General features: G+C 63.4%; 3 protein-coding genes. All 3 read left to right on the top strand.

Translation table 11 applies throughout. From position 1 onward, the window contains the following. Positions 1-2 precede the first annotated feature (2 nt). From FIV35_RS11320 to FIV35_RS11330, 3 genes are read left to right on the top strand one after another with little or no spacing between them, the layout of a single operon-like run. On the top strand, positions 3-7,781 hold the full coding sequence (locus FIV35_RS11320) for a non-ribosomal peptide synthetase (RefSeq protein WP_083377881.1): 7,779 nt from the start codon (positions 3-5) through the stop codon (positions 7,779-7,781). A 10-nt stretch (positions 7,782-7,791) separates the two neighbouring features. After that, positions 7,792-21,927: a non-ribosomal peptide synthase/polyketide synthase gene (locus tag FIV35_RS11325; protein ID WP_231980919.1), complete on the top strand. Its 14,136-nt coding sequence runs from the start codon at positions 7,792-7,794 to the stop codon at positions 21,925-21,927. After that, the gene (locus FIV35_RS11330) at positions 21,927-26,024 is read left to right on the top strand and encodes an amino acid adenylation domain-containing protein (protein WP_052198947.1); all 4,098 of its coding nucleotides are present in this window, start codon (positions 21,927-21,929) and stop codon (positions 26,022-26,024) included. Before FIV35_RS11325 ends, FIV35_RS11330 begins: the two co-directional genes overlap by 1 nt. Positions 26,025-26,073 lie beyond the last annotated feature (49 nt).

The following is a 26,073-nucleotide window of genomic DNA, read 5'->3' on the forward strand; positions in this document are numbered from 1 at the left end:
GCATGCTTTCCAACCCTAATATCGATCTGGTTTCGCGCTTTCTTCGCCTGCCTCTGGAACAGCGCCAGCAGTTTTACCAGCGCCTGCAAAGCCGAGGCATGAGTTTCGCGCAATTGCCCATTGCCTCGGTTCGCGAGGCCGACCAACACCTGCCGCTGTCCTACGCCCAGGAGCGCCAGTGGTTTCTGTGGCAGTTGGACCCGGACAGTGCGGCCTATCACGTGCCCGGTGCCCTGCGTCTGTGCGGGATGCTGGACAAGGCCGCCCTGCGGCGCAGCTTTGCCAGCCTGGCAGCACGACATGAAAGCCTGCGCACCCGCCTGCACCTGGACGACGAGTCGCGCACCCAACAAGTGTTACCCCATGCAGACATCCAGATCCTCGAAGACCGTACCGACGAGGCGCAGCTCAAGGCCCGGGTCGAGGCCGAGATCGCCCGTCCGTTCGATTTGCGCCAAGGCCCGCTGTTGCGGGTAACCCTGTTGGAACTCGATGCACAGGAGCATGTGCTGGTGCTGGTGCAGCACCATATTGTGTCCGATGGTTGGTCTATGGGCGTGATGGTGCAGGAACTGATGCAGCTGTACGCTGCGTACAGCCAGGGTCAGGACTGCACCTTGACGCCGCTGCCGATCCAGTACGGCGACTATGCGCTGTGGCAACGCCGCTGGATGGAGGCGGGCGAGAAGACGCGCCAATTGGACTATTGGCGTCAACTGCTGGGCGGTACGCAGCCGGTGCTGGCGCTGCCCCTCGATCGTCCGCGTCCGGCGCAACAGCGCTTTCTCGGTGCCCGTCAGGACATCCAGCTGGACCCTGGGCTGGTGACCGGTTTGAAGGCCCTGGCCCAACGCGAAGGCGTGACCCTGTTCATGCTGTTGCTGGCATCGTTCCAGCTGTTTTTGTACCGCTACAGCGGGCAGCGCGATATCCGTGTCGGCGTGCCGATTGCCAACCGCAACCGTGTCGAAACCGAGGCGCTGATCGGTTTCTTCGTCAACACCCAAGTGCTCAAGGCCGACCTTGATGGTGCCATGACCTTCTCCGAACTGCTCCAGCACACCAAGCGTCGTGCGCTGGAAGCCCAGGCCCATCAGGATTTACCCTTCGAGCAGCTGGTGGAGGCTTTGCAGCCTGAGCGCAGTCTTAGCCATAACCCGTTGTTCCAGGTGATGTTCAACCATCAGGCGCAGGCGCGGACGGCCATACAACAACTGCCGGGCCTGCGGGTGGTCAGCCTGGAGCATGAGACCCGCACCGCGCAATTCGACTTGAGCCTGGACACCCAGGAGACCGAGGACGGCCTCTGGGCGTCGCTGACTTACGCCACGGACCTGTTCGATGCCAGCACCGCCGCGCGCATGCTCCGGCACTGGCTGGGCCTGCTGCGTGGGGCGGTGGCCGACACGACGCGGCCCTTGCAGGACCTGGCCATGCTGGACATGACCGAGCGCCAACAAATACTTGAACAGTGGAACGCCACCGCCCGCGACTACCCGCAAAACCAATGGGTGCATCACCTGATCGAAGCCCAAGCCGAGCGCCAGCCGCAGGCCACGGCTCTGGTGTTTGCCGAGCAACGTATCGACTACGCCGAGCTCAACCGCCGCGCCAACCGCCTGGCCCATCGCTTGATCAAGGCCGGTGTCGGCCCGGATGTGCGTGTGGGGCTGGCAGTGGAGCGCTCCTTCGACATGGTTATCGGCCTGCTTGCGGTGCTCAAAGCCGGCGGCGCCTATGTGCCGCTGGACCCCGACTACCCACGCGAACGCCTGGCCTACATGCTCGACGACAGCGGCGTGCAACTGCTGCTGACCCAAGCGCCGTTGCTCGGCCAGTTGCCGATTCCGCAAGGCTTGGAAACCCTGATGCTGGGCGAGTCGAGTTACGAGCAATACAGCGAGCAAAACCCGGCTGTCGCGCTGGACGGCGAAAACCTTGCGTACGTGATCTACACCTCGGGCTCCACTGGCCAACCCAAGGGCGCGGGCAACCGCCATTCGGCCTTGCTCAACCGCCTGCAATGGATGCAGGAAGCCTACGGGTTAGGCGCGGCCGACAGCGTATTGCAAAAGACCCCGTTCAGTTTCGACGTGTCGGTGTGGGAGTTTTTCTGGCCGCTGATGACCGGCTCGCGCCTGGTGATTGCCGCCCCTGGCGATCACCGCGATCCGGCCAGATTGATCCAGGTGATCAACGCCGAACAGGTCACCACGCTGCACTTTGTGCCGTCGATGTTGCAGGCGTTCTTGCAGGATGCGGCGGTGTCCAGCTGCCGGAGCCTGCAACGCATCGTGTGCAGCGGCGAGGCGTTGCCGGTGGATGCGCAGCAGCAGGTGTTCGCCAAGCTGCCGCACGCCGGGCTGTACAACCTGTATGGCCCGACCGAGGCTGCCATCGACGTGACCCACTGGACCTGCGTCGACGAAGGCCGAGACACCGTGCCGATTGGCCGTCCGATTGCCAATTTGGGCTGCTACCTGCTTGACGATAATTTCGAACCGGTGCCGGTCGGCGTGCTGGGCGAGCTGTACCTGGGCGGCGCGGGCCTGGCCCGTGGTTATCACCGCCGTCCTGCATTGACCGCCGAACGCTTTATCGCCCACCCGTTCGTGCACGGCGAGCGCCTGTACCGCACCGGCGACCTGGCGCGCTACCGCGAAGACGGAGTGATCGAATACGCCGGACGTATCGACCATCAGGTCAAGCTGCGCGGCCTGCGTATCGAGTTGGGCGAGATCGAAGCGCGGTTGCTGGAGCACGAGCAGGTCCGCGAAGCAGCGGTGCTGGCGGTGGACGGCAAGTACTTGGTGGGTTACCTGGTGCTGCACCATGCCGGAGGCGATTGGCGCGAGGTGCTCGGTGCGCACCTGGCTGAACACCTGCCGGATTACATGGTGCCGGCGCAGTGGGTACTGCTGGAGCAGATGCCGTTGAGTCCCAACGGCAAGTTGGATCGCAAGGCGTTGCCCAAACCTGAGGTGACGCATCACTACATCGCCCCGCAGAGCGCATTGGAGCAACAGATCGCCGCGATCTGGGCCGATGTGCTGGGCGTCGAGCAAGTGGGGGTCAACGACAACTTCTTCGAACGCGGCGGGGATTCGATCATCTCGATCCAGGTCGTCAGCCGCGCGCGTGCTGCCGGCATCCATTTCACCGCCAAGGCGCTGTTCCAGCACCAGACCGTGCGCAGCCTGGCGCGGGTGGCACAGCTGCACGCTGTGGCAGTGATCGACCAGGGGCCGGTGCAGGGTCAGACGCCGCTGCTGCCGTTCCAACAGTTGTTCTTCGAAAGAGACCTGCCGCAGCCGCACCACTGGAACCAGTCACTGCTCTTGACGCCGCGCCAGCCCCTGCAGGCCGCACGCCTGGAAGCGGCCTTGCAGGCGCTGATGCTGCACCACGATGTACTGCGCCTGCGCTTCAGTCAGCACGGCGCAGAGTGGAGGGCCGTGCATGCCGAGCCTGCCAGCGGACTGCTCTGGCACGCCACGGTGCCGGATACCCAGGCCCTGACGGCGCGCTGTGAAGAGGCCCAGCGCAGCCTTGCACTGAATGGGCCGCTGCTGCGTGTATTGCTTGCCGATCTGCCGGACGGCAGCCAACGGTTGCTGCTGGTCATGCACCACTTGGTGGTGGATGGCGTGTCCTGGCGGGTGGTGCTTGAAGACCTGCAAAGTCTGTATCGCCAGCATGCGCTACCAGCCAAGACGACGTCGTTCAAAGCGTGGGCCGAGCGCGTGCAGGGCTATGCCCACAGCGAAGCGATCCAGTCGCAAAAGCACTTCTGGTTGCAGCAACTCGATGGCATGCCCACGGACCTGCCGTGCCGTGACCCCCACGGCGCTCGGCCAGGTCGACTGGCGCGCACGCTGGTCAGCCGACTGGACGCCGAACGCACCCGGCAATTGCTGCAACAGGCACCGGCGGCCTATCGCACACGGATCAATGACCTGCTGCTGACCGCCCTGGCGCGGGTGATCTGCCAATGGACCGGGCATGCCAGCAGCCTGATCCAGCTGGAAGGCCATGGACGTGAGGACCTGTTCGATGACATCGACCTGAGTCGCACTCTGGGGTGGTTCACCAGTGTGTTCCCAGTGCGCCTGACGCCGGCTGACTCCCTGGCCGATTCCATCAAACAGATCAAGGAGCAACTGCGTGCCATTCCAGACAACGGTCTGGGGTTCGGTGCCCTGCGTTATCTGGGAGATGATGCGACGCGCCAAGCGTTCAGCCGCTTGCCGGTGCCGCGCATCACTTTCAACTACCTGGGCCAGGTTGACGCCAGCTTCGATCAGCCGGACGGCCTGTTTGCCACGGCGTCGGAAAGTGCCGGTGCCGAGCAGAGCCCGGACGCGCCACTGAGCAACTGGTTGACCGTCAACGGCCAAGTGTATGGCGGCGAGTTGCACATGGGCTGGACCTTCAGTCCGCTGATGTTCGACCCTGAGGTGATCGAAGCTCTGAGCGTGGCATTCAGCCGCGAACTAACGGCGTTGATCGCGCATTGCTGCACGCCCGGCAACAGCGGCGTCACCGCGTCGGACTTCCCATTGGCGCGATTGAACCAACAGCAACTTGAGTCGCTGCCGCTGGCCGCCGATGCCATCGAAGACCTCTACACCTTGTCGCCCATGCAGCAGGGCATGCTGTTCCACTCCCTCTATGAGCAAGCAGCGGGCGACTACATCAACCAGATCCGGGTCAGCGTCGATGGCCTGGACGTGTCACGATTCCAGCAAGCCTGGGACGCGACGGTGCAGGCGCATGACGTGCTGCGCAGCGGGTTTTTCTGGGAAGGGCAATTGGACTGGCCCTGCCAGGTGGTGTACCGCGCGGCCCGTTTGCCCGTTGAGGTGCTTGACTGGCGCGCCATGCCGGAGTGCGAACAGGCTCTACAGGATTTGCAGCAGGCCCAGCGTCGGCAGGGCTTCGAGCTGTCCCACGCGCCTTTGATGCGCCTGCTGCTGGTGCGCACCGACGAGCAGCGCCATGAACTGATTTACACCCATCACCATATCCTGATGGATGGCTGGAGCAATTCCCGCTTGTTCGGTGAAGTACTGCAACGCTATGCCGGGATCGCGGTGCCCGAAACCGCCGGGCGCTATCGCGATTACATCGGCTGGTTGCAACAGCGCGATAGCGCGGCGACCGAAGCCTTCTGGCGCGAACAGGTGGGCGCGTTGCAAGCGCCGACCCGCCTGGGCACCTATCCGCCAACGTCGCAGACGGGGCAGGGGCAGCATCAGTTGACGCTTGACCCCGGCTTGACTGAGCGCCTGGAATCCTTCGCGCGAAGCCACAAGGTTACCCTCAATACTTTGATCCAGGCGGCGTGGCTGATCCTGCTACACCGCCACAGCGGGCAACCGGTGGTGTCATTCGGCGCCACGGTATCCGGGCGTCCCGCTGAACTAGTGGGGGTGGAACAACAGGTTGGATTGTTTATCAACACCTTGCCGGTCATCTGCGCGGTGGATGAGCAGGCGTCGGTGGCCGATTGGCTGCAAGCAGTGCAGACGCAGAACTTGTCCCTGCGCGAGCATGAGCACTGTGGGCTGTACGATATCCAGCGCTGGGCCGGGCAAGGCGGGGAAGGGCTGTTCGACAGCATCTTGGTATTCGAAAACTACCCGGTGTCCAAAGCCCTTGAGCAGGGCGGCGGCAGTGGTCTGCGATTTGGTGCGCCACAGGCCCATGAACAAACCAGTTTTCCGTTGACGGTATTGGCGGACGTCGGTGAAACGCTGTCGGTGCAATTCAACTTTGCCCGTGCGCATTTCACCATGCCCATGGTGCAGGGCTACGCCCGGCATCTGGCCAACCTGCTGGGTGGCATGCTCCAAGGCGGTGAGCAAAGCCTTGGCGAACTGGCCATGCTGGACATGACCGAGCGCCAACAAATACTTGAACAGTGGAACGCCACCGCCCGCGCCTACCCGCAAAACCAGTGGGTGCATCACCTGATCGAAGCCCAGGCCAAACGCCAGCCGCAGGCCACGGCCCTGGTGTTTGCCGAGCAACGTATCGACTACGCCGAACTCAATCGCCGCGCCAACCGCCTGGCCCATTGCTTGATCGAGGCCGGTGTCGGCCCGGATGTGCGTGTGGGGCTGGCCGTGGAGCGCTCCTTCGACATGGTTATCGGCCTGCTTGCGGTGCTCAAAGCCGGCGGCGCCTATGTGCCGTTGGACCCCGACTACCCACGCGAACGCCTGGCCTACATGCTCGACGACAGCGGCGTGCAACTGCTGCTGACCCAAGCGCCGTTGCTCGGCCAGTTGCCGATTCCGCAAGGCTTGGAAACCCTGGTGCTGGGCGAATCGAGCTTTGAGACCTACAGCGAGCAAAACCCGGCTGTCGCGCTGGACGGCGAAAACCTCGCGTACGTGATCTACACCTCGGGCTCCACTGGCCAACCCAAGGGCGCGGGCAACCGCCATTCGGCCTTGCTCAACCGCCTGCAATGGATGCAGGAAGCCTACGGGTTAAGCGCGGCCGACAGCGTATTGCAAAAGACTCCGTTCAGTTTCGACGTGTCGGTGTGGGAGTTTTTCTGGCCGCTGATGACCGGCTCGCGCCTGGTGATTGCCGCCCCTGGCGATCACCGCGATCCAGCCAGATTGATCCAGGTGATCAACGCCGAACAGGTCACCACGCTGCACTTTGTGCCGTCGATGTTGCAGGCGTTCTTGCAGGATGCGGCGGTGTCCAGCTGCCGGAGCCTGCAACGCATCGTGTGCAGCGGCGAGGCGTTGCCGGTGGATGCGCAGCAGCAGGTGTTCGCCAAGCTGCCGCACGCCGGGCTGTACAACCTGTATGGCCCGACCGAAGCCGCCATCGACGTGACCCACTGGACCTGCGTCGACGAAGGCCGCGACACCGTGCCGATTGGCCGTCCGATTGCCAATCTGGGCTGCTACCTGCTTGACGATAATTTCGAACCGGTGCCGGTCGGCGTGCTGGGCGAGCTGTACCTGGGCGGCGCGGGCCTGGCCCGTGGTTATCACCGCCGTCCTGCATTGACCGCCGAACGCTTTATCGCTCACCCGTTCGTGCACGGCGAGCGCCTGTACCGCACCGGCGACCTGGCGCGCTACCGCGAAGACGGAGTGATCGAGTACGCCGGGCGTATCGACCATCAGGTCAAGCTGCGCGGCCTGCGTATCGAGCTGGGCGAGATCGAAGCGCGGTTGCTGGAGCACGAGCAGGTCCGCGAAGCGGCGGTGCTGGCGGTGGACGGCAAGTACTTGGTGGGTTACCTGGTGCTGCACCATGCCCACGACGACTGGCGCGAGGTGCTCGGTGCGCACCTGGCCGAACACCTGCCGGATTACATGGTGCCGGCACAGTGGGTACTGCTGGAGCAAATGCCGCTGAGTCCCAACGGCAAGTTGGATCGCAAGGCGTTGCCCAAGGCCGATGCCAGCCTGATGGCCCGCGAGTACGTTGCGCCCCAGAGCGAACTCGAACAACAGGTCGCCGCGATCTGGGCCGAGGTCTTGCACGTTCAGCGTGTCGGCCTGCACGACAACTTCTTCGAGCTGGGCGGGCATTCGTTGCTGGCTACGCAAGTGGTGGTGCGCCTGCGCGAGCGCTTGCACGCCGAGTTCGACGTCAAGTCGATCTTCACCGCACCCACCCTGGCTGATTTCAGTGCTTACGTGGCGGCCCAGCAAACAAATAATTCGCCGGTGCAGGACGCATTGGCTAAATCCTTGGAGGCCCTCAAACGTCTATCAGCAGAAGATTTGGATAAATTGATTTCCTGAGGGGCGTGGCGTGCAAGCATTAATCGAGTCGGTGGGTTCACTTTCTGCGCAGCAAAAGAAAGCGTTGGCGGTCATGCTCAAGCAACAAGGCATCAACCTGTTTGAGATCGCCCCGGTTTTCAAGCGTCAGGAAGGCGAGCCGCTTCGACTCTCTTATGCGCAGGAGCGGCAGTGGTTTTTGTGGCAGTTGGAGCCGCAGAGCACCGCATACCACGTGCCTCGGGCGCTGCGTCTGGTGGGAGAGCTGGACGTAGCAGCCTTGCAGCGCAGCTTCGACACTCTGGTTAGCCGGCATGAAAGCCTGCGCACGCACATTGAGCCCGATGGTGACAGCGCCTTGCAGGTCATTGTCGAAAACGCGCGGGTGGAAATCACCTTGGTCGAGGCCCAGGCATTCCAGGTCAAAGACTGGGTGCAGGCCGAAATTGACCGGCCGTTCGATTTGCAGCAAGGCCCGTTGCTGCGAGTGAAACTGCTGCGCCTGGCGCCGCAGGAGCATGTGCTGGTACTGGTGCAACATCACATCGTCTCCGATGGCTGGTCGATGCAGGTCATGGTCGACGAGCTTGTGCAATTGTATGCCGCCCATGTCCAGGGGCTCGAACCGCAGCTACCGGCCTTGCCAATCCAGTACGCCGACTATGCACTGTGGCAGCGCAGCTGGATGGAAGCCGGCGAGCGCGAGCGCCAACTCGCGTACTGGGAGAACCTGCTGGGCGGTGAGCAGCCCGTGCTGGAATTGCCGATGGATCGCCCACGGCCTGCGATACAAAGCTACCGCGGTGCACGTCTGGACCTGGCGCTGGATGCCGCGTTGGTCACCCGCCTCAAAACCATGGCGCAGCGCGAAGGTGTGACGCTGTTCATGCTGCTGCTGGCTTCATTCCAGGCGGTGTTGTATCGCTACAGCGGTCAGGGGGACATTCGCATCGGCGTGCCGGTGGCCAACCGCAATCGCGCGGAGACCGAGGGCCTCATCGGCTTTTTCGTCAACACACAGGTTCTCAAGGCTGACATCGACGGGCAGATGAGCTTTCGCGAGCTGTTGCACCACACTCGCGAACGCGTGGTGCAAGCCCAGGCCCATCAAGACTTGCCTTTCGAGCAATTGGTCGAAGCGCTGCAGCCGGAACGCAGCCTGAGTTATAACCCGCTGTTCCAGGTGATGTTCAACCACCAGACCGATACCCAGCGCGGCGGCGCCAGCGCAACGGGTCTGCAGGTCCAGGGGTTGGAGTGGGACAGCAAGAACGCGCAATTGGATCTCAACCTGGATACCCAGGAATCGGTCGAAGGCATTCAGGCGTCCCTGACCTATGCCACGGACCTTTTTGACGCCCCCGGCATGCAGCGCCTGCTTGCACACTGGCAGCGTTTGCTGCACAGCGTCAGCCAGGATTGCAACCGCCGTGTCGGTGAATTGCCGCTGCTGGAGGATGCCCAGTTGCAGCACATGGTGCATGACTGGAACGCTACCCAGCGGGCGTTCGCCCAGGATATGGGCGTGCATCGCCTGTTCGAAGACCAGGCTCGGCTGCGCCCGGATGCGACGGCACTGGCGTGCAACGGCCAAGTGCTGAGCTATGGCGAATTGAACCGACGTGCCAATCGACTGGCCCATCGTTTGCGCGGCGCTGGCGTCGGCCCCGACGTGCTGGTGGCGGTGGCTTTAGAGCGCTCGGTCGAGATGGCGGTGGCGCTGTTGGCAACCTTGAAGGCCGGCGGTGCCTACGTGCCGCTCGACCCTGGTTTCCCGCCTGATCGATTGGCCTTTATGCTCGAAGACAGCCGCGCGCACGTTGTGCTGACGGCCGGCAGCCTGCGTCAACAGTTGCCGTTGGCGGTCGGTCAGCAGGTGCTACTGATGGACGAAGACGCGGATGGGCGCTACAGCAGCGTCAACCCAGACGTCGAACTCAGTGGTGAGCACCTGGCATATGTGATCTACACGTCCGGCTCCACCGGCAAACCCAAGGGCGTGATGGTGCGCCATGCCGCGCTGAGCAGCTTCACCCAGGGCATGGCCGACACCTTGGGCATTGATGCACAAGCACGCCTGTTGTCGTTGACCACCTTCTCTTTCGATATTTTTGCCCTGGAGCTTTACGTTCCCCTGGCGGTGGGCGCGACGGTGGTCCTGGCCGACAAGGACACGTCCCTGGACCCGGAGGCCATCCTCGACCTGGTGCAGCACGCAACCATCGACGTGCTGCAAGCCACGCCATCGACCTGGCGCATGCTGCTGGACAGCGAACGTTGCACCGTACTGCGCGGAATCAAATGCCTGTGTGGTGGTGAGGCGCTGCCCGCCGACCTGGCTGAGCGCATGCTCGCCTGTCAAGGCACGGTGTGGAACCTGTACGGGCCGACCGAGACGACCATCTGGTCGGCCGCCTATCCGTTGCTTGAGCCTGTGCCGTTTGTAGGGCGACCGATTGCCAATACGTCGCTGTTTATCCTCAACGACACGCTTACGCCTTGCCCGCTGACGGTGCCCGGTGAACTGCTGATTGGTGGCGTCGGTTTGGCTCGCGGTTATTTCGGCCGGGCGGCCATGACGGCCGAGCGCTTTGTGCCCAACCCGTATGGCGGTCCCGGCGAACGCTTGTACCGCACCGGCGACCTGGCGCGCTATCGCGAGCAGGGGGTGGTGGAGTACATCGGCCGCGTCGACCATCAGGTTAAAGTGCGGGGTTTCCGTATCGAATTGGGCGAGATCGAGGCGTGCCTACGCGAGCAGCCAATGGTGCGCGAAGCGGTGGTGATAGCTGACCATGAGCAGTTGCTTGCCTATCTGGTCACCCGCCAACCGCTGGCCGAGCAGGAACAGGCCGCGCTGCGGGAACAGCTCAAGACAGCCTTGCGCGCGCGATTGCCGGAATACATGGTGCCGAGCTATCTGGTGCTGCTGGAGCGGATGCCGCTGACCCCCAATGGCAAGCTGGACCGCAAGGCCCTGCCAAGGCCCGACGCTGGTGCGTTGCAAAAACATTACGTGCCACCCGTGACCGCACGCGAGTGCCAGGTGGCCGCGATCTGGGCCGAAGTGCTGGGCGTGGCCCAGGTCGGTCTGTCGGATCACTTCTTTGAAATCGGCGGGCACTCGTTGCTGGCGACACGCGTTGTGTCTCGCGTGCGCCAGGCATTGGCAATCGATGTGCCACTCAAAGCGTTGTTCGAGCAGCCCGAGCTGGGGCGCTTTGTGCAGGCACTCTCCGACAGCGTGCTGGACGTGCAGCCGATTGCCCGCTGCGCGCGCGATCAACCGCTGGCATTGTCCTATGCCCAGGAGCGCCAGTGGTTCCTCTGGCAGTTGGAGCCTCACAGCGCGGTGTATCACATCCCCGCAGCCCTGCGCCTGCAAGGCGCACTGGACCGCCAGGCGCTGCAACGCAGTTTCGATGGCTTGCTTGCACGCCATGAAAGCCTGCGCACGGTGTTTGTCACGGAGGGTGAGCGCACCGTGCAGCGGATGGCTGCGCCAGCGGCGTTGCGGATCGAAGAGCAGACCCTCGCTACTGATGATCCGGCCGTGGTGAGGGCCCAGGTCGAGGCGGCAATCGCCGAACCGTTCGATTTGCGCACTGGGCCGTTGTTGCGCGTCCGGTTGTTGCAACTGGCAGCGGATCAGCATGTGCTCGTCCTGGTGCTGCATCACATCGTCAGCGATGCCTGGTCGATGCAGGTGATGGTCGAGGAGCTGGTGCAGTCCTATGCCGCGCTTAAGCAGGGCCTGGAACCGCAGTTGCCAGCGCTGCCGATTCAGTATGCCGACTATGCGGTGTGGCAGCGCGACTGGTTGCAGGCCGGTGAGCAGGCGCGCCAGTTGGCCTATTGGCGTGAGCGTTTGGCCGGCGAGCAACGGGTGCTGGACTTGCCGCTCGATCATCCCCGCCCCCCGGCGCAAAGCCACCGCGGTGCGCGTGTGGAATGGCTGTTGGACCCCGCGTTGCTGGAGGCTTTGCAGGGCCTGGCCCAACGGCAAGGCGCGACGCTGTTTATGGTGTTGCTGGCTGCGTTCCAGGCATTGTTGTATCGCTATACCGGCCAGTCGGATATTCGCGTGGGCGTGCCGATTGCCAACCGTAACCGGGTGGAAACCGAGCGTTTGATCGGTTTTTTTGTCAACACTCAAGTCCTCAAGGCCGACATCAGCGGCGAGCTGTCGTTTGTCGAGCTGCTCCAGCAGGTCAAGCAGGCGGCCTTGGAAGCCCAGGCACATCAGGACCTGCCGTTCGAACAACTGGTCGAAGCGCTGCAGCCGGAACGCAGCCTGAGCCATAGCCCACTGTTTCAAGTGATGTTCAACCATCAGATCGATGCGCGCGGCACTGCGGCGCCGCAGGCGATGGGGCTACAGGTTGATGCTCTGGAATGGGACAGCCACACCGCGCATTTCGATGTGAGCCTGGATACTCAGGAAACCGTCGATGGGCTTTGGGCGACATTGACCTACGCCACCGATCTGTTCGAGGCCGGCACGATTGAGCGTATGGCGCAACACTGGCTAAGCGTATTGCGGGCCGTGGTTGCACGCCCGAACGAACACCTTGCAGACCTGCCGATGCTGGGTGCCAGTGAGCGTCAGTGTCTTACGCAGACCTGGAACGCCGGTGCACCGGCCGCGCCTTGGACGGGCGGGGTGCAGCGTCTGTTCGAGGCGCAGGCACGGCAGCGCCCACAGGCGGTAGCGTTGGTGCTCGATGGCGTATCGCTGAGCTATGCCGAGCTGAACCTGCAGGCCAATCGCCTGGCCCATTGCCTGGTGGCCCACGGCGTCGGGCCGCAAGTGCTGGTCGGGATTGCCGTTGAGCGCTCCTTCGCCATGGTGATCAGCCTGCTGGCAGTGCTCAAGGCGGGCGGGGCCTACGTGCCCCTCGACCCGAGTTACCCGCGCGAGCGTCTGGCCCACATGCTTGAAGACAGCGGTGTGCGTCTGGTGCTGACACACGCCCACGTGCCTATCGTGCTTCCCGAAGGGGTCGCAGCCTTGGCCATTGACCAGGCAGGACTGGCCGAGTACTCCGGTGAAGACCTGGCCGTGGCGGTCGGCGCGGATCATTTGGCCTATGTGATTTACACCTCCGGCTCTACCGGCAAACCCAAGGGCGTTGCCATCGACCATGGCGCCCTGAACGAATTCGCGAGTATTGCCGCCGGCTATTCGCAGCTGACGCCCCAGGACCGTGTGCTGCAATTCGCCACGCTTAACTTCGATGGTTTTGTCGAGCAACTGTATCCGGCCTTGACCCACGGCGCGGCGGTGGTCCTGCGTGGCGCGTCGCTATGGGACAGCGGCCGGCTGTATACCGAGATCCTGAGCCAGGGGATTACCCTGGCCGATTTGCCGACCGCCTATTGGCACCTGTTTGTGCTTGATTGCCTGGCCGCGGGGCCCCGTTCGTATGGTGCCTTGCGCCAAGTGCACATCGGCGGCGAAGCCATGCCGCTGGACGGGCCCGCACAATGGGTACGCGCTGGCCTGGGCCATGTGCGTCTGCTCAATACCTATGGGCCGACCGAGGCGACGGTGGTGTCCAGTGTGCTGGATTGCAGCGCAGCGGATGAAGCCCTGAGCGCTACCGCCAGCCCTATTGGCCGCTCGTTGCCAGGGCGCGCCCTGTATGTCCTGGACCGCGATCTCAACCTCGCACCCCTGGGGGCGGTGGGCGAGTTGTATATCGGCAGCGCCTGCGGCCTGGCTCGTGGGTATTTGAATCGTGCGGCATTGACAGCCGAGCGTTTTGTCGCCAATCCGTTCGCTGACGCTGGCGAACGCCTGTACCGCACCGGCGACCTGGCCCGTTATCGCGCCGACGGCGTGATCGAATACGTCGGGCGTGTCGATCATCAAGTCAAGATTCGTGGCTTCCGTATCGAATTGGGTGAGATCGAGACGTTGCTGCTGGCTCAGGCCAATGTCCGCGAAGCGGTGGTGCTGGCCGTCGATAACCAACTGCTCGCGTACCTGGTGGCGGATCAGCAGGAGACTGCGGCGCTGGGTGAAACCCTCAAGGCGGTATTGCGTGAACAACTGCCGGATTACATGGTGCCGGCGCACCTGGTCTTTCTTGACCGCTTGCCGTTGAACCTCAATGGCAAGCTGGATCGCCAAGCCCTGCCCAAGCCTGACGCGCATCTTTCGCAGCCGACCTGGGTGGCACCGGTCAGCGCCGTCGAGCAACAAGTGGCAGCGATCTGGGCCGATATTCTGGGGGTGGCACGGGTCGGGCTGACGGATCACTTCTTCGAGCTGGGCGGTCACTCGTTGCTGGCCATGCAGGTGACCTCGCGTCTTCGCCACGCGCTGGCCCTTGAGGTGCCGCTCAAATTGCTGTTCGAGCAGCCGCGCCTGCAAGGTTTCGTCGCAGCGTTACCCGCCTGCGAGGGGGCCGACCAAGGGCGCGCGCCGGCGCTGGTTGCGTTGCCGCGTGACGGTGGGGTACCGCTGTCATATGCCCAGGAGCGCCAGTGGTTCCTCTGGCAGTTGGACCCGGACAGCCGCGCCTATCACGTGCCGAGTGTGTTGCGCCTGAAGGGGCCGTTGGACATTGGCGCGCTGCAACGCAGCTTTGATCATCTGGTGGCCCGTCATGAGAGTCTGCGCACCGTGCTGCGCCACGGCAGCGATGGCACCGTGCAAGTCGTGCGCGAGCCTGCGCCGGTGGTCATCAGTCACAGTAATGTCCAGGAAGCTGATCTGCAGACGTGTGTGGAAGCGAAAATCGCCCTGACCTTCGATCTGGAGCAAGGGCCGCTGCTGCGCGTGGATCTGCTGCGCCTGGCCGAGGATGATCACGTACTGGTGCTGGTGCAGCACCATATCGTCTCCGACGGTTGGTCGATGCAGGTGATGGTCGAGGAATTGGTGCAGGTCTACGCCGCCTTTAGCCAAGGCCAAGAGGTGCGACTGCCGCCACTGCCGATTCAATATGCCGATTACGCAGTGTGGCAACGCCAGTGGATGGAGGCGGGCGAGAAGGCGCGTCAGCTGAGCTACTGGCGCGAGCTGCTGGGCGGTGAGCAACCGGTGCTGGAGCTGCCGTTCGATTATCAGCGCCCGGCGGAGCAGAGCCATCGCGGCGCGCGTTCGCACATAGAAATACCCACGTCGCTGGTGGTCGACCTCAAAGCCCTGGCCCAGCGCGAAGGTGTAACGCTGTTCATGCTGTTGCTGGCCTCGTTCCAGGTTCTGTTGCACCGCTACAGTGGCCAACAGGACATTCGCGTTGGCGTGCCGATTGCCAACCGCAACCGTGTGGAAACCGAGCGTCTGATTGGTTTCTTCGTCAACACCCAGGTGCTCAAGGCCGATATCGATGGGCAAACCACTGTTGGCGGCTTGCTGCAGCAGGTCAAGCAGCGGTCGTTGGAGGCCCAGGCCCATCAGGACCTGCCCTTCGAGCAATTGGTCGAAGCGCTGCAGCCAGAGCGCAGCCTCAGTCTGAACCCGTTATTCCAAGTCATGTTCAATCACCAGGCCGAACGACGGCAGGCGATGTCGACTGCGGCCTTGCATGAGCTGCGCGTCGAAGGGCTGGCCTGGGAAAGTCATACCGCACATTTCGATCTGGACCTGGATGTGCATGAGTCGAGCGAGGGGCTGGCAGCCTCTCTGGGCTACGCCACCGACCTGTTTACCGCCGCCACCATCGAGCGCATGGGCCGCCACTGGCACAACCTGTTGCAGGCAATGGTGGCCGACCCGCAGCAGAGCATCGGCCAGTTGAAATTGCTGGATGACGCGGAACAACAGCACATTCTGCACCTGTGGGACCGCAGCGATGCCGGCTTCTCGGCCCAGCGCCTGGTGCACGAATTGTTCGCCGACCGCGCCCAGGAAACCCCCGATGCCGTGGCGGTGAAGTTCGACACCCAAACCCTGACCTACGGCGAGCTGGACCGCCTGGCCAACCGCCTGGCCCATGCGTTGATTGCCCGTGGGGTTGGCGCCGAGGTTCGCGTGGCTATCGCCATGCCGCGCAGTGCCGAGATCATGGTGGCGTTCCTGGCAGTCATGAAGGCTGGCGGCGTGTATGTGCCGCTGGATATCGAATATCCGCGTGATCGCTTGTTGTACATGTTGGAGGACAGTCGAGCGCAACTGTTGCTCACCCACAGCAGCGCGTTGCCGCGACTGCCTTTGAGCGAGGGCCTGCAAACACTGGCCATCGACCATACCGACAGCTGGGCCGAGCACTGCGACACCGCCCCCAATGTCGCACTGGACGGCGCCAACCTCGCCTACGTGATCTACACCTCCGGCTCCACCGGCATGCCCAAAGGCGTGGCGGTGGCCCACGGCCCGTTGGTGGCGCATATCATCGCCACTGGCGAGCGCTACGAAACCGGCCCGACCGACTGCGAACTGCACTTTATGTCGTTCGCCTTCGACGGTTCCCACGAAGGCTGGATGCACCCGCTGATCAACGGCGCCAGTGTGCTCATCCGCGACGACAGCCTGTGGCTGCCCGAGTACACCTACGAGCAGATGCACCGTCACCACGTGACCATGGCGGTGTTCCCGCCGGTGTACCTGCAACAACTGGCCGAGCATGCCGAGCGCGACGGCAACCCACCGAATGTGCGCGTGTACTGCTTTGGCGGCGATGCGGTGGCCCAGGCCAGTTACGACCTGGCCTGGCGCGCGCTGAAGCCGACGTACCTGTTCAACGGCTATGGCCCGACCGAAACCGTGGTCACGCCCTTGCTGTGGAAAGCGCGACGCGGCGACCCATGCGGCGCGGTGTACGCGCCCATCGGCACCTTGCTGGGCAACCGCAGCGGCTACGTACTGGACGCGCAACTCAACCTGCAACCCATCGGCGTGGCCGGTGAGTTGTACCTGGGCGGCGAGGGCGTGGCGCGGGGTTATCTGGAGCGCCCGGCACTGACCGCCGAGCGCTTTGTGCCGGACCCGTTCGGCAAACCCGGCAGCCGCGTGTACCGCAGCGGCGACCTGACCCGCGGGCGTGGGGATGGGGTGGTGGATTATCTCGGGCGTGTGGACCACCAGGTGAAAATCCGTGGTTTCCGTATCGAACTGGGCGAGATCGAAGCGCGCCTGCGCGAGCAGGACAACGTTGGCGAAACCGTGGTGGTGGCCCACGACGGCCCGTCCGGTAAGCAACTGGTGGCCTACGTGGTGCCGGCCCGCGCCACCGACCACGGCGCACTGCGCGACAACCTGCGCCGTGCCCTGAAAACCCGCCTGCCGGACTACATGGTGCCTACGCACTTTATGTTCCTGGCGCAGATGCCGCTGACCCCCAACGGCAAGCTCGACCGCAAGGGCCTGCCGGCGCCGGACGCGAGCCTGATGCAGCAGACCTACGTGGCGCCCGAAACCGAGCTGGAACAACAGATCGCCGCGATCTGGGCCGAGGTGCTGCGCTTGCCCCAGGTGGGGGTGAACGACAACTTCTTTGAGCTGGGGGGCGACTCGATCATTTCGATCCAGGTGGTCAGCCGCGCGCGGCAGGCTGGTATTCGCTTCACGCCCAAGGATTTGTTCCAGCACCAGACCGTGCAAAGCCTCGCCGCGGTAGCTCGTCAAGGCGAGGGCGCAGTGGTGCTCGATCAGTCCGCCTTGACCGGCGAGCTGGCGCTGCTGCCGATCCAACAGGCCTTTTTTGCCGATCAGATCCCTCAGCGTCACCACTGGAACCAGTCTGTGGTCCTGCGCCCGCACCAGCCGTTGCAGCCAGCTGTACTGGGCGCCGCGTTGCAGGCGTTGATCGTGCACCATGACGCCTTGCGCAGTGCGTTCGTCCACGGGGCGAGCGGTTGGAGCGCTGCCTACCGCGATGCGGCGCAGCATCAGGCCGAGCAAGTACTGTGGCACGTCCAGGTGAACGATACCGAGGCGTTGGCAGCGCTGGGCGAACAGGCCCAGAGCAGTCTCGACCTGGGTACAGGCCCGCTGTTGCGTGTGGTGCTGGCGGACCTGGCCGACGGCTCGCAACGCTTGCTGCTGGTGATTCATCACTTGGTGGTGGACGGTGTTTCGTGGCGCATCCTGCTGGAAGATTTGCAAACAGCTTACCGCCAGATTGCTCAGGACGGCCGCGCGGTACTGCCGACCAAAACCACTTCGATTCGCGCCTGGGCTGAGCGGCTGCGCCGGTATGCCGGCAGTGCTGCGTTGCAACAGGAACTGGCCTGGTGGCAACAGCAGTTGCACGCTAGCCCGGACGGCCTGCCTGGAGCGAACCCACAGGCCAGCCTCAGTAACCGCCATGCCTTGAATGTAACGACCCACCTCGACCAACGCTGGACCCGACAGTTACTGCAGGAAGCCCCAAGCGCCTACCGCACCCAGATCAACGATCTGTTGCTGACGGCCCTGGCCCGGGTGATGGTGCGCTGGACGGGAACCCCGTCGATGCTGATCAGGCTGGAAGGTCATGGCCGCGAAGACGTGTTCGATGACGTTGACCTGACGCGCACGGTCGGCTGGTTCACCAACCTCTACCCGCTGCAACTGGTGCCGGCGCCGAGCCTGGCGGATTCGCTCAAGGGCATCAAGGAGCAACTGCGCGCCATTCCTGACAAGGGCCTGGGCTTCGGCGCGCTGCGCTACCTGGGCGATCATGCTGCGCAGCAAGCATTGAGCCAACTGCCACGCCCGCGCATCACCTTCAACTACCTGGGCCAGTTCGACGGCAGTTTCGACGACGCCGGCCAAGGCAGTCTGTTTGCACCGTCGGGCGATGCTGCCGGTGCCGATCAAAGCCTCGACGCGCCACTGGGCAACTGGTTGGAAATCAACGGCCAGGTGTACGGCGGCGAGCTGAGCTTGAGCTGGAGTTTCAGCCGCGAGATGTTCGACGAGGCCACCGTGCAACGCTTGGCGGACGATTATGCCGAGGAGCTCAAGGCGCTGATTGAGCACTGTTGCCTGCCGATCAATCGCGGCGTGACGCCGTCGGACTTTCCATTGGCCGGGCTGACTCAGGCGCAATTGGACACGTTGCCGCTGGTGTTGGCAGAGGTCGAGGACCTGTATCCGTTGTCACCGATGCAGCAGGGCCTGTTGTTCCAGTCCTTGTACAGCGAGGGTTCGGGGGACTACATCAATCAGATGCGCGTGGATGTACGCGGTCTGGATGTGCCGCGTTTTGAGCGCGCCTGGCAAGCGGCGGTGGATCGCCACGAGGTGCTGCGCAGTGGCTTCCTCTGGCAGGCTGAGTTGAACCAGCCATTGCAGGTGGTCTACAAGCATTTGCACGTGACAGTGGTGGAGCACGATTGGCAGGGGCGTGAGGATCGCGCCGCCGCGCTTGATGGCCTGGCCGCTACGCAACGCGCCCAGGGCTTTGCCCTGGAACAGGCGCCATTGCTGAATCTGGTGCTGGTGCGTACCGGGCCGTCCAATCATCATTTGATCTACACCCATCATCACATCCTGATGGATGGCTGGAGCGGTTCGCAGCTGTTTGGCGAGGTGCTGCAACACTATGCCGGGGAGCCTTTGCGTCCGGCGCTCGGGCGTTACCGTGATTACATCGGTTGGTTGCAGGGCCAGGACAAAGTCGCCAGCGAAGGATTCTGGAAAACCCAGCTGGCCGCGTTGCAAGAACCCACACGCCTGGCCCGTGGCGCGTCGACTGGCCTTGATGGGCTGCCGATGGCCAACGGTGAACACACACTTAACTTCGAACCGTCGCAGACCCAGCGCTTGAAAGCTTTTGCCCAGGGCCACAAAGTCACGCTCAACACGCTGGTGCAAAGCGCGTGGCTGCTGCTGTTGGCGCGCCAGACTGGCCAGGCGACTGTGGCCTTTGGCGCCACGGTGGCGGGGCGTCCGGCGCAATTGCAGGGAATCGAGCAGTTGGTCGGGTTGTTCATCAACACCCTGCCGGTGGTGGCTACCCCGGACCCGCAAATGTCGATCGGCCAATGGCTGCAGCAGATCCAGGCGCAAAATCTCAGGTTGCGCGAGCAGGAACATACCCCGTTGTTCGACGTACAACGCTGGGCTGGCTTAGGCGGCGAGGCGCTGTTCGACAGCATCCTGGTGTTCGAGAACTACCCGGTGTCCGAAGCCTTGGAGCAGGGCTCGCCTACGGGGCTGCAGTTTGGCCCAGTGCAGAACCTGGAGCAGACCCACTATCCGCTGACGGTGCTGCTGGGCGTCGGGCAGACTCTGGGGCTGGAGTTCAATTACAGCCGGCAAGCCTTCAGCGACGCGGATATCCAGCGCCTGGCTACGCACTTCAGCCATTTGCTGCTGGCATTGGCAAACCCGGTACATACACGTTTGGCCGACTTGCCGTCGGTGACTGCCGCTGAGCGTCACACTACGGTGTATGCCTGGAACGCCACCGCCCGCGACTACCCGCAAAACCAATGGGTGCATCACCTGATCGAAGCCCAAGCCGAGCGCCAGCCGCAGGCCACGGCTCTGCTGTTTGCCGAGCAACGTATCGACTACGCCGAGCTCAACCGCCGCGCCAACCGCCTGGCCCATCGCTTGATCGAGGCCGGTGTCGGCCCGGATGTGCGTGTGGGCCTGGCCGTGGAGCGCTCCTTCGACATGGTTATCGGCCTGCTTGCGGTGCTCAAGGCCGGCGGCGCCTATGTGCCGTTGGACCCCGACTACCCACGCGAACGCCTGGCCTACATGCTCGACGACAGCGGCGTGCAACTGCTGCTGACCCAAGCGCCGTTGCTCGGCCAGTTGCCGATTCCGCAAGGCTTGGAAACCCTGATACTGGGCGAGTCGACCTACGAGCAATACAGCGAGCAAAACCCGGCTGTCGCGCTGGACGGCGAAAACCTTGCCTACGTGATCTACACCTCGGGCTCCACCGGCCAACCCAAGGGTGCGGGCAACCGCCATTCGGCCTTGCTCAACCGCCTGCAATGGATGCAGGAAGCCTACGGGTTAAGCGCGGCCGACAGCGTATTGCAAAAGACTCCGTTCAGTTTCGACGTGTCGGTGTGGGAGTTTTTCTGGCCGCTGATGACCGGCTCGCGCCTGGTGATTGCCGCCCCTGGCGATCACCGCGATCCAGCCAGATTGATCCAGGTGATCAACGCCGAACAGGTCACCACGCTGCACTTTGTGCCGTCGATGTTGCAGGCGTTCTTGCAGGATGCGGCGGTGTCCAGCTGCCGGAGCCTGCAACGTATCGTGTGCAGCGGCGAGGCGTTGCCGGTGGATGCGCAGCAGCAGGTGTTCGCCAAGCTGCCGCACGCTGGGCTGTACAACCTGTATGGCCCGACCGAAGCCGCCATCGACGTGACCCACTGGACCTGCGTCGACGAAGGCCGCGACACCGTGCCGATTGGCCGGCCGATTGCCAATCTGGGCTGCTACCTGCTTGACGATAATTTCGAACCGGTGCCGGTCGGCGTGCTGGGCGAGCTGTACCTGGGCGGCGCCGGTCTGGCCCGTGGTTATCACCGCCGTCCTGCATTGACCGCCGAACGCTTTATCGCCCACCCGTTCGTCCACGGCGAGCGCCTGTATCGCACCGGCGACCTGGCGCGCTACCGCGAAGACGGAGTGATCGAATACGCCGGGCGTATCGACCATCAGGTCAAGCTGCGCGGCCTGCGTATCGAGTTGGGCGAGATCGAAGCGCGGTTGCTGGAGCACGAGCAGGTCCGCGAAGCGGCGGTGCTGGCGGTGGACGGCAAGTACCTGGTGGGTTACCTGGTGCTGCACCATGCCGGAGACGATTGGCGCGAGGTGCTCGGTGCGCACCTGGCCGAACACCTGCCGGATTACATGGTGCCGGCGCAGTGGGTGTTGCTGGAGCAGATGCCGTTGAGTCCCAACGGCAAGTTGGATCGCAAGGCGTTGCCCAAGGCCGATGCGGGCCAGCCATCCAGTGTTTATGAAGCGCCGCAAAGCGAGCTGGAGCAGCAGATCGCGGCGATCTGGGCGCAGGTGCTGGAAGTCGAGCGCGTGGGCCTTAATGACAACTTCTTTGAACTGGGCGGGCATTCCTTGCTGGTGATCAACGTTATTTCGCGTATGCAGCTTGAACTAGGCCTGCGACCTTCACCGCAGGATATTTTCCAGCACCCGGATGTACGGCGCCTGGCGGCGCACCTTGAAGGGCAGGGCGGTGCGGTGACGCAAGACAAACTCAGCCGTCTCGATGCGCTGTTTGATGATATGGGGCCGTTTTGATGGACACTCAGGTTGCACAACGCATCGTCAAACGGTTTATCGGCTTGCCGCTGGAACAGCGCCGGGTCTACCTGCAAAAGATGCTCGCCGAGGATGTCTCGCCCGCCAACTTACCGATTCCAGTGACCCGCGATGAGGCGCCGCAGTTGCTGCTGTCCTACGCTCAGGAGCGGCAGTGGTTTATCTGGCAGTTGGAGCCCGACAGCGCCGCTTATCACCTGCCCACGGCGTTGCGCTTGCGCGGGCCATTGGACGTCGCGGCATTGCAGCGCAGCTTCGATAGCCTGGTTGCCCGCCACGAAACCCTGCGTACCTGCCTGCGCCAGGACGGCGAGCGTCGGGTGCAGGTGGTCGACCCACAGGCCATTGTGCGGATTCAATCGATGGAGATTGACCAGGCCCAGATGACCGACCGGTTGGACGCGCTGATCGCCCAGCCCTTCGATTTGCAGAACGGCCCGTTGCTGCGCGTCGCCTTGATGCGTCTTGACGCGCAAGAGCATGTGCTGGTGTTGGTTCAGCACCATGTCGTGTCGGATGGGCACTCGATGCAGATCATGGTCGAGGAACTGGTGCAGTTATATGCCGCGTACGCCCAGGGGTATGAGGCGCAATTACCCGCCTTACCGATCCAGTATGCCGATTACGCCTTGTGGCAGCGGGCGTGGATGGAGGCCGGCGAACAGGATCGCCAACTGGATTACTGGCGCGGTCGCCTGGGGGGCGAGCAGCCGGTATTGGCGCTGCCGTTCGATCGTGCCCGCCCGCTGCTGCAAAGTCACCGTGGCGCGAGCTTGGACATTGCGTTACCGGCGGGCCTGGTGGCTGCGCTGCGCGACCTGGCGCAGCGCGAAGGCGTGACGATGTTCATGCTGTTGCTGGCCTCGTTCCAAATGCTGATGTATCGCTACAGCGGCCAGCCGGATATCCGCATCGGGGTGCCGACGGCCAACCGCAATCGTGTCGAAACCGAACGCTTGATCGGCTTTTTTGTGAACACCCAAGTGATCAGGGCGGATATCGACGGGCAGATGTCAGTGTCCACGTTATTGCAGCAAGTGCGGGCCCGTGCGCTGGAGGCTCAGGCGCATCAGGACCTGCCTTTCGAACAATTGGTGCTGGCCTTGCAGCCGGAGCGCAACCTCAGCCATAACCCCTTGTTCCAAGTGATGTTCAATCACCAGGCCGATACTCGCAAAGCCGGCAGCGCCCAGTCGCCGGGGCTGCTGCAGGTCGAAAGCCTGGAGTGGCAGAGCCGCACCGCGCAGTTCGACCTGAGCCTGGACACCCGTGAGTCCGCCGACGGTATCTGGGCCGCGCTGACCTACGCCACGGACCTGTTCGACGGGCCAACCGTGCAGCGCATGGCCATGCACTGGCAGCATCTATTGCAGGGTATGGCCCAGGATGCACGGCAACCGATTGGGCAACTGGAGATGCTCGACCGCGATGAGCGACACCGCATCGTCCACGGTTGGAACGCCACCGCCCAGGCTTACCCTCTGCACCGCTGCGTGCATCACTTGATCGAAACGCAGGTCGAGCGCACCCCCGAAGCGCCGGCGCTGTATTTTGCCGAGCAATCCTTGAGCTACGTCGAGCTTAATCGGCGTGCCAACCGCCTGGCACATCGCTTGATAGCGTTGGGAGTTGGCCCGGATGTGCTGGTCGGGCTGGCGGTAGAGCGCTGCGTCGAAATGGTGGTGGGACTGCTGGCCGTGCTCAAGGCCGGGGGCGCCTACGTGCCGCTGGACCCGGAGTACCCGCGCGAACGCCTGGCCTACATGCTGCACGACAGTGCGGTGAAGTTGCTGTTGACCCAGACGCAGGTGCTGCAAGCACTGCCGATACCCGCAGGTCTTGAGGTGCTGCTGCTGGATGAGGAAAGGCTCGATGGGCTCAGTGATGCCAATCCTAATGTCGCTTTGGACGGCGAGCACCTGGCCTATGTGATCTATACGTCCGGCTCTACCGGCAAACCCAAGGGGGCCGGCAACCGTCATGGCGCACTGACCAACCGCCTGTGCTGGATGCAGGATGCCTACTGCCTGGACGCCCGCGATGCGGTGTTGCAGAAGACGCCGTTCAGCTTCGACGTATCGGTGTGGGAGTTCTTCTGGCCATTGATGACCGGCGCACAGCTGGTGGTTGCCGCGCCAGGCGATCACCGCGATCCCGAGCGCTTGATCGGCCTGATCGATCGCCATCAGGTCACCACATTGCATTTTGTGCCGTCGATGCTGCAGGCGTTTGTACAAGACCCAGGCGTCATCCGCTGCCAGAGTCTGCGCCGCATCGTGTGCAGTGGCGAGGCGTTACCGGTGGACGTGCAGCAGCAGGTGTTCGCCAAACTGCCCTGGGCCGTGCTGTATAACCTGTATGGCCCGACCGAAGCGGCCATCGACGTGACCCACTGGACCTGTGTCGCCGAAGACTGCGACAACGTGCCCATCGGCCGGCCGATAGCCAACCTGGCCACTTATGTGCTCGATGCACAACTGATGCCGGTGCCGGCGGGCGTGTCGGGCGAGCTGTACCTGGGCGGCGTCGGACTGGCGCGCAGCTACCATCAACGACCGGCACTGACTGCCGAACGGTTTGTGCCGTGCCCGTTTCATGCCGGTGCGCGGCTGTACCGCAGTGGTGATCGGGTACGCCAGCGCTCTGACGGGGTGATTGAATACCTGGGGCGCCTGGATCACCAGGTCAAGCTGCGTGGCTTGCGCATCGAACTGGGCGAAATCGAGGCGCGTGTGCTGGAGCACCAATGGGTGCGTGCAGCGAGTGTGCAAGTCTTGGAAGGTAAGCACCTGGTGGCCTACGTGGTACTGCACGACGCAGTCGAGGGCTGGCGCGATGCGCTCAGTGCGCATCTGGCGCGGCATCTTCCGGACTTCATGGTGCCTGGGCAATGGGTGGTGCTCGACCGCATGCCGTTAAGTCCCAATGGCAAGTTGGACCGCAAGGCCCTGCCCACGCCCGATGCCCCACAACAGGCCGCCTACTTGGCGCCGCAGAGCGTGCACGAGCAACAACTGGCGGCTATCTGGTCCGATCTCTTGGGCGTGCCACGGGTGGGCCTGCGCGATAATTTCTTCGAACTGGGCGGTCACTCCCTGCTGGTGTTGTTGCTCAAGGAGCGCATCCGTGCCGCAACCGGGGTCAGCGTATCGGTGGCCCAGTTGATGCTCAACCCCACGGTGCAGGGGCAAGTCGACAGCCTGCACGGCAGCACCCGCAGCGATTTGCTCGTGCCACTTAACAGCGGCGCGCCGGGCACGCCATTGTTTGTGTTCCACCCCAGTTACGGTTCGGTGCATTGCTACAAAGCGATTGCCCTGGCACTGCGTGACCAGCGACCGGTGATCGGGGTGATCTGCCGCGCGCTGGCGCAAGAGGGCGGCGAAGTTCCGTCCTGGACAAGCATGGTTGAGGATTACACCGCTCAGCTGTTGGAGGCACAACCTCAGGGCGCTTTCCGTCTGGCAGGTTGGTCGCTGGGGGGCAATCTGGCGATGGAGGTGGCTTATCGTCTGGAACAGGCCGGTCGTGAAGTGGCTTGCGTGGGCTGGATCGATGCGCCGCCGCCGTACCGCGTCGCCGGATTCTGGGATGCACAAACCGCCGCCGAAGAGCGCGTGGTGTCCGTCAGCGAGCAACGCGCCGAGATGCTCGGTGTGCTATTTCCGCACCATGCCGAACAGATCCACGCCGTGTGGCTGGGCAGCGGAGACGAGGGTGACGATACGCAGCGGTGGGCGAGGGTGGATAGCTGGGCGCAACGCACCTTGGGCACTGCCTACGAAGGCTTGCGGCGTGAGTTGCTGGAGGGCAGTGAAGCGCAGGTGTCCTGGGAGGTGAAACGCTTGCTGGACCTCAGGTTGCAGGACGCCGACTATGCGCCGATCAAAGCCCCCGTCGCTTGCTGGTGGGCATCGCGCAGCAAGGGCGGGCAGCATCGTGAGCTGATTGAGTCCAGTATGCGGGCCGTCATCGGCGCGGCGGGGATCACCCAGTCGATGCTGATCGACACGACTCACGATCGGATTGTCGATAACCCTCAGTTTGTCGGCAGTTTTGCATCAGTCATGGGCTAATGCCCCAGGCAAACAAAAGCCCCTGGCCACATAAATGGCCAGGGGCTTT

Source organism: Pseudomonas rhodesiae (genome assembly GCF_007858255.1).
Lineage (GTDB): Bacteria > Pseudomonadota > Gammaproteobacteria > Pseudomonadales > Pseudomonadaceae > Aquipseudomonas > Aquipseudomonas rhodesiae.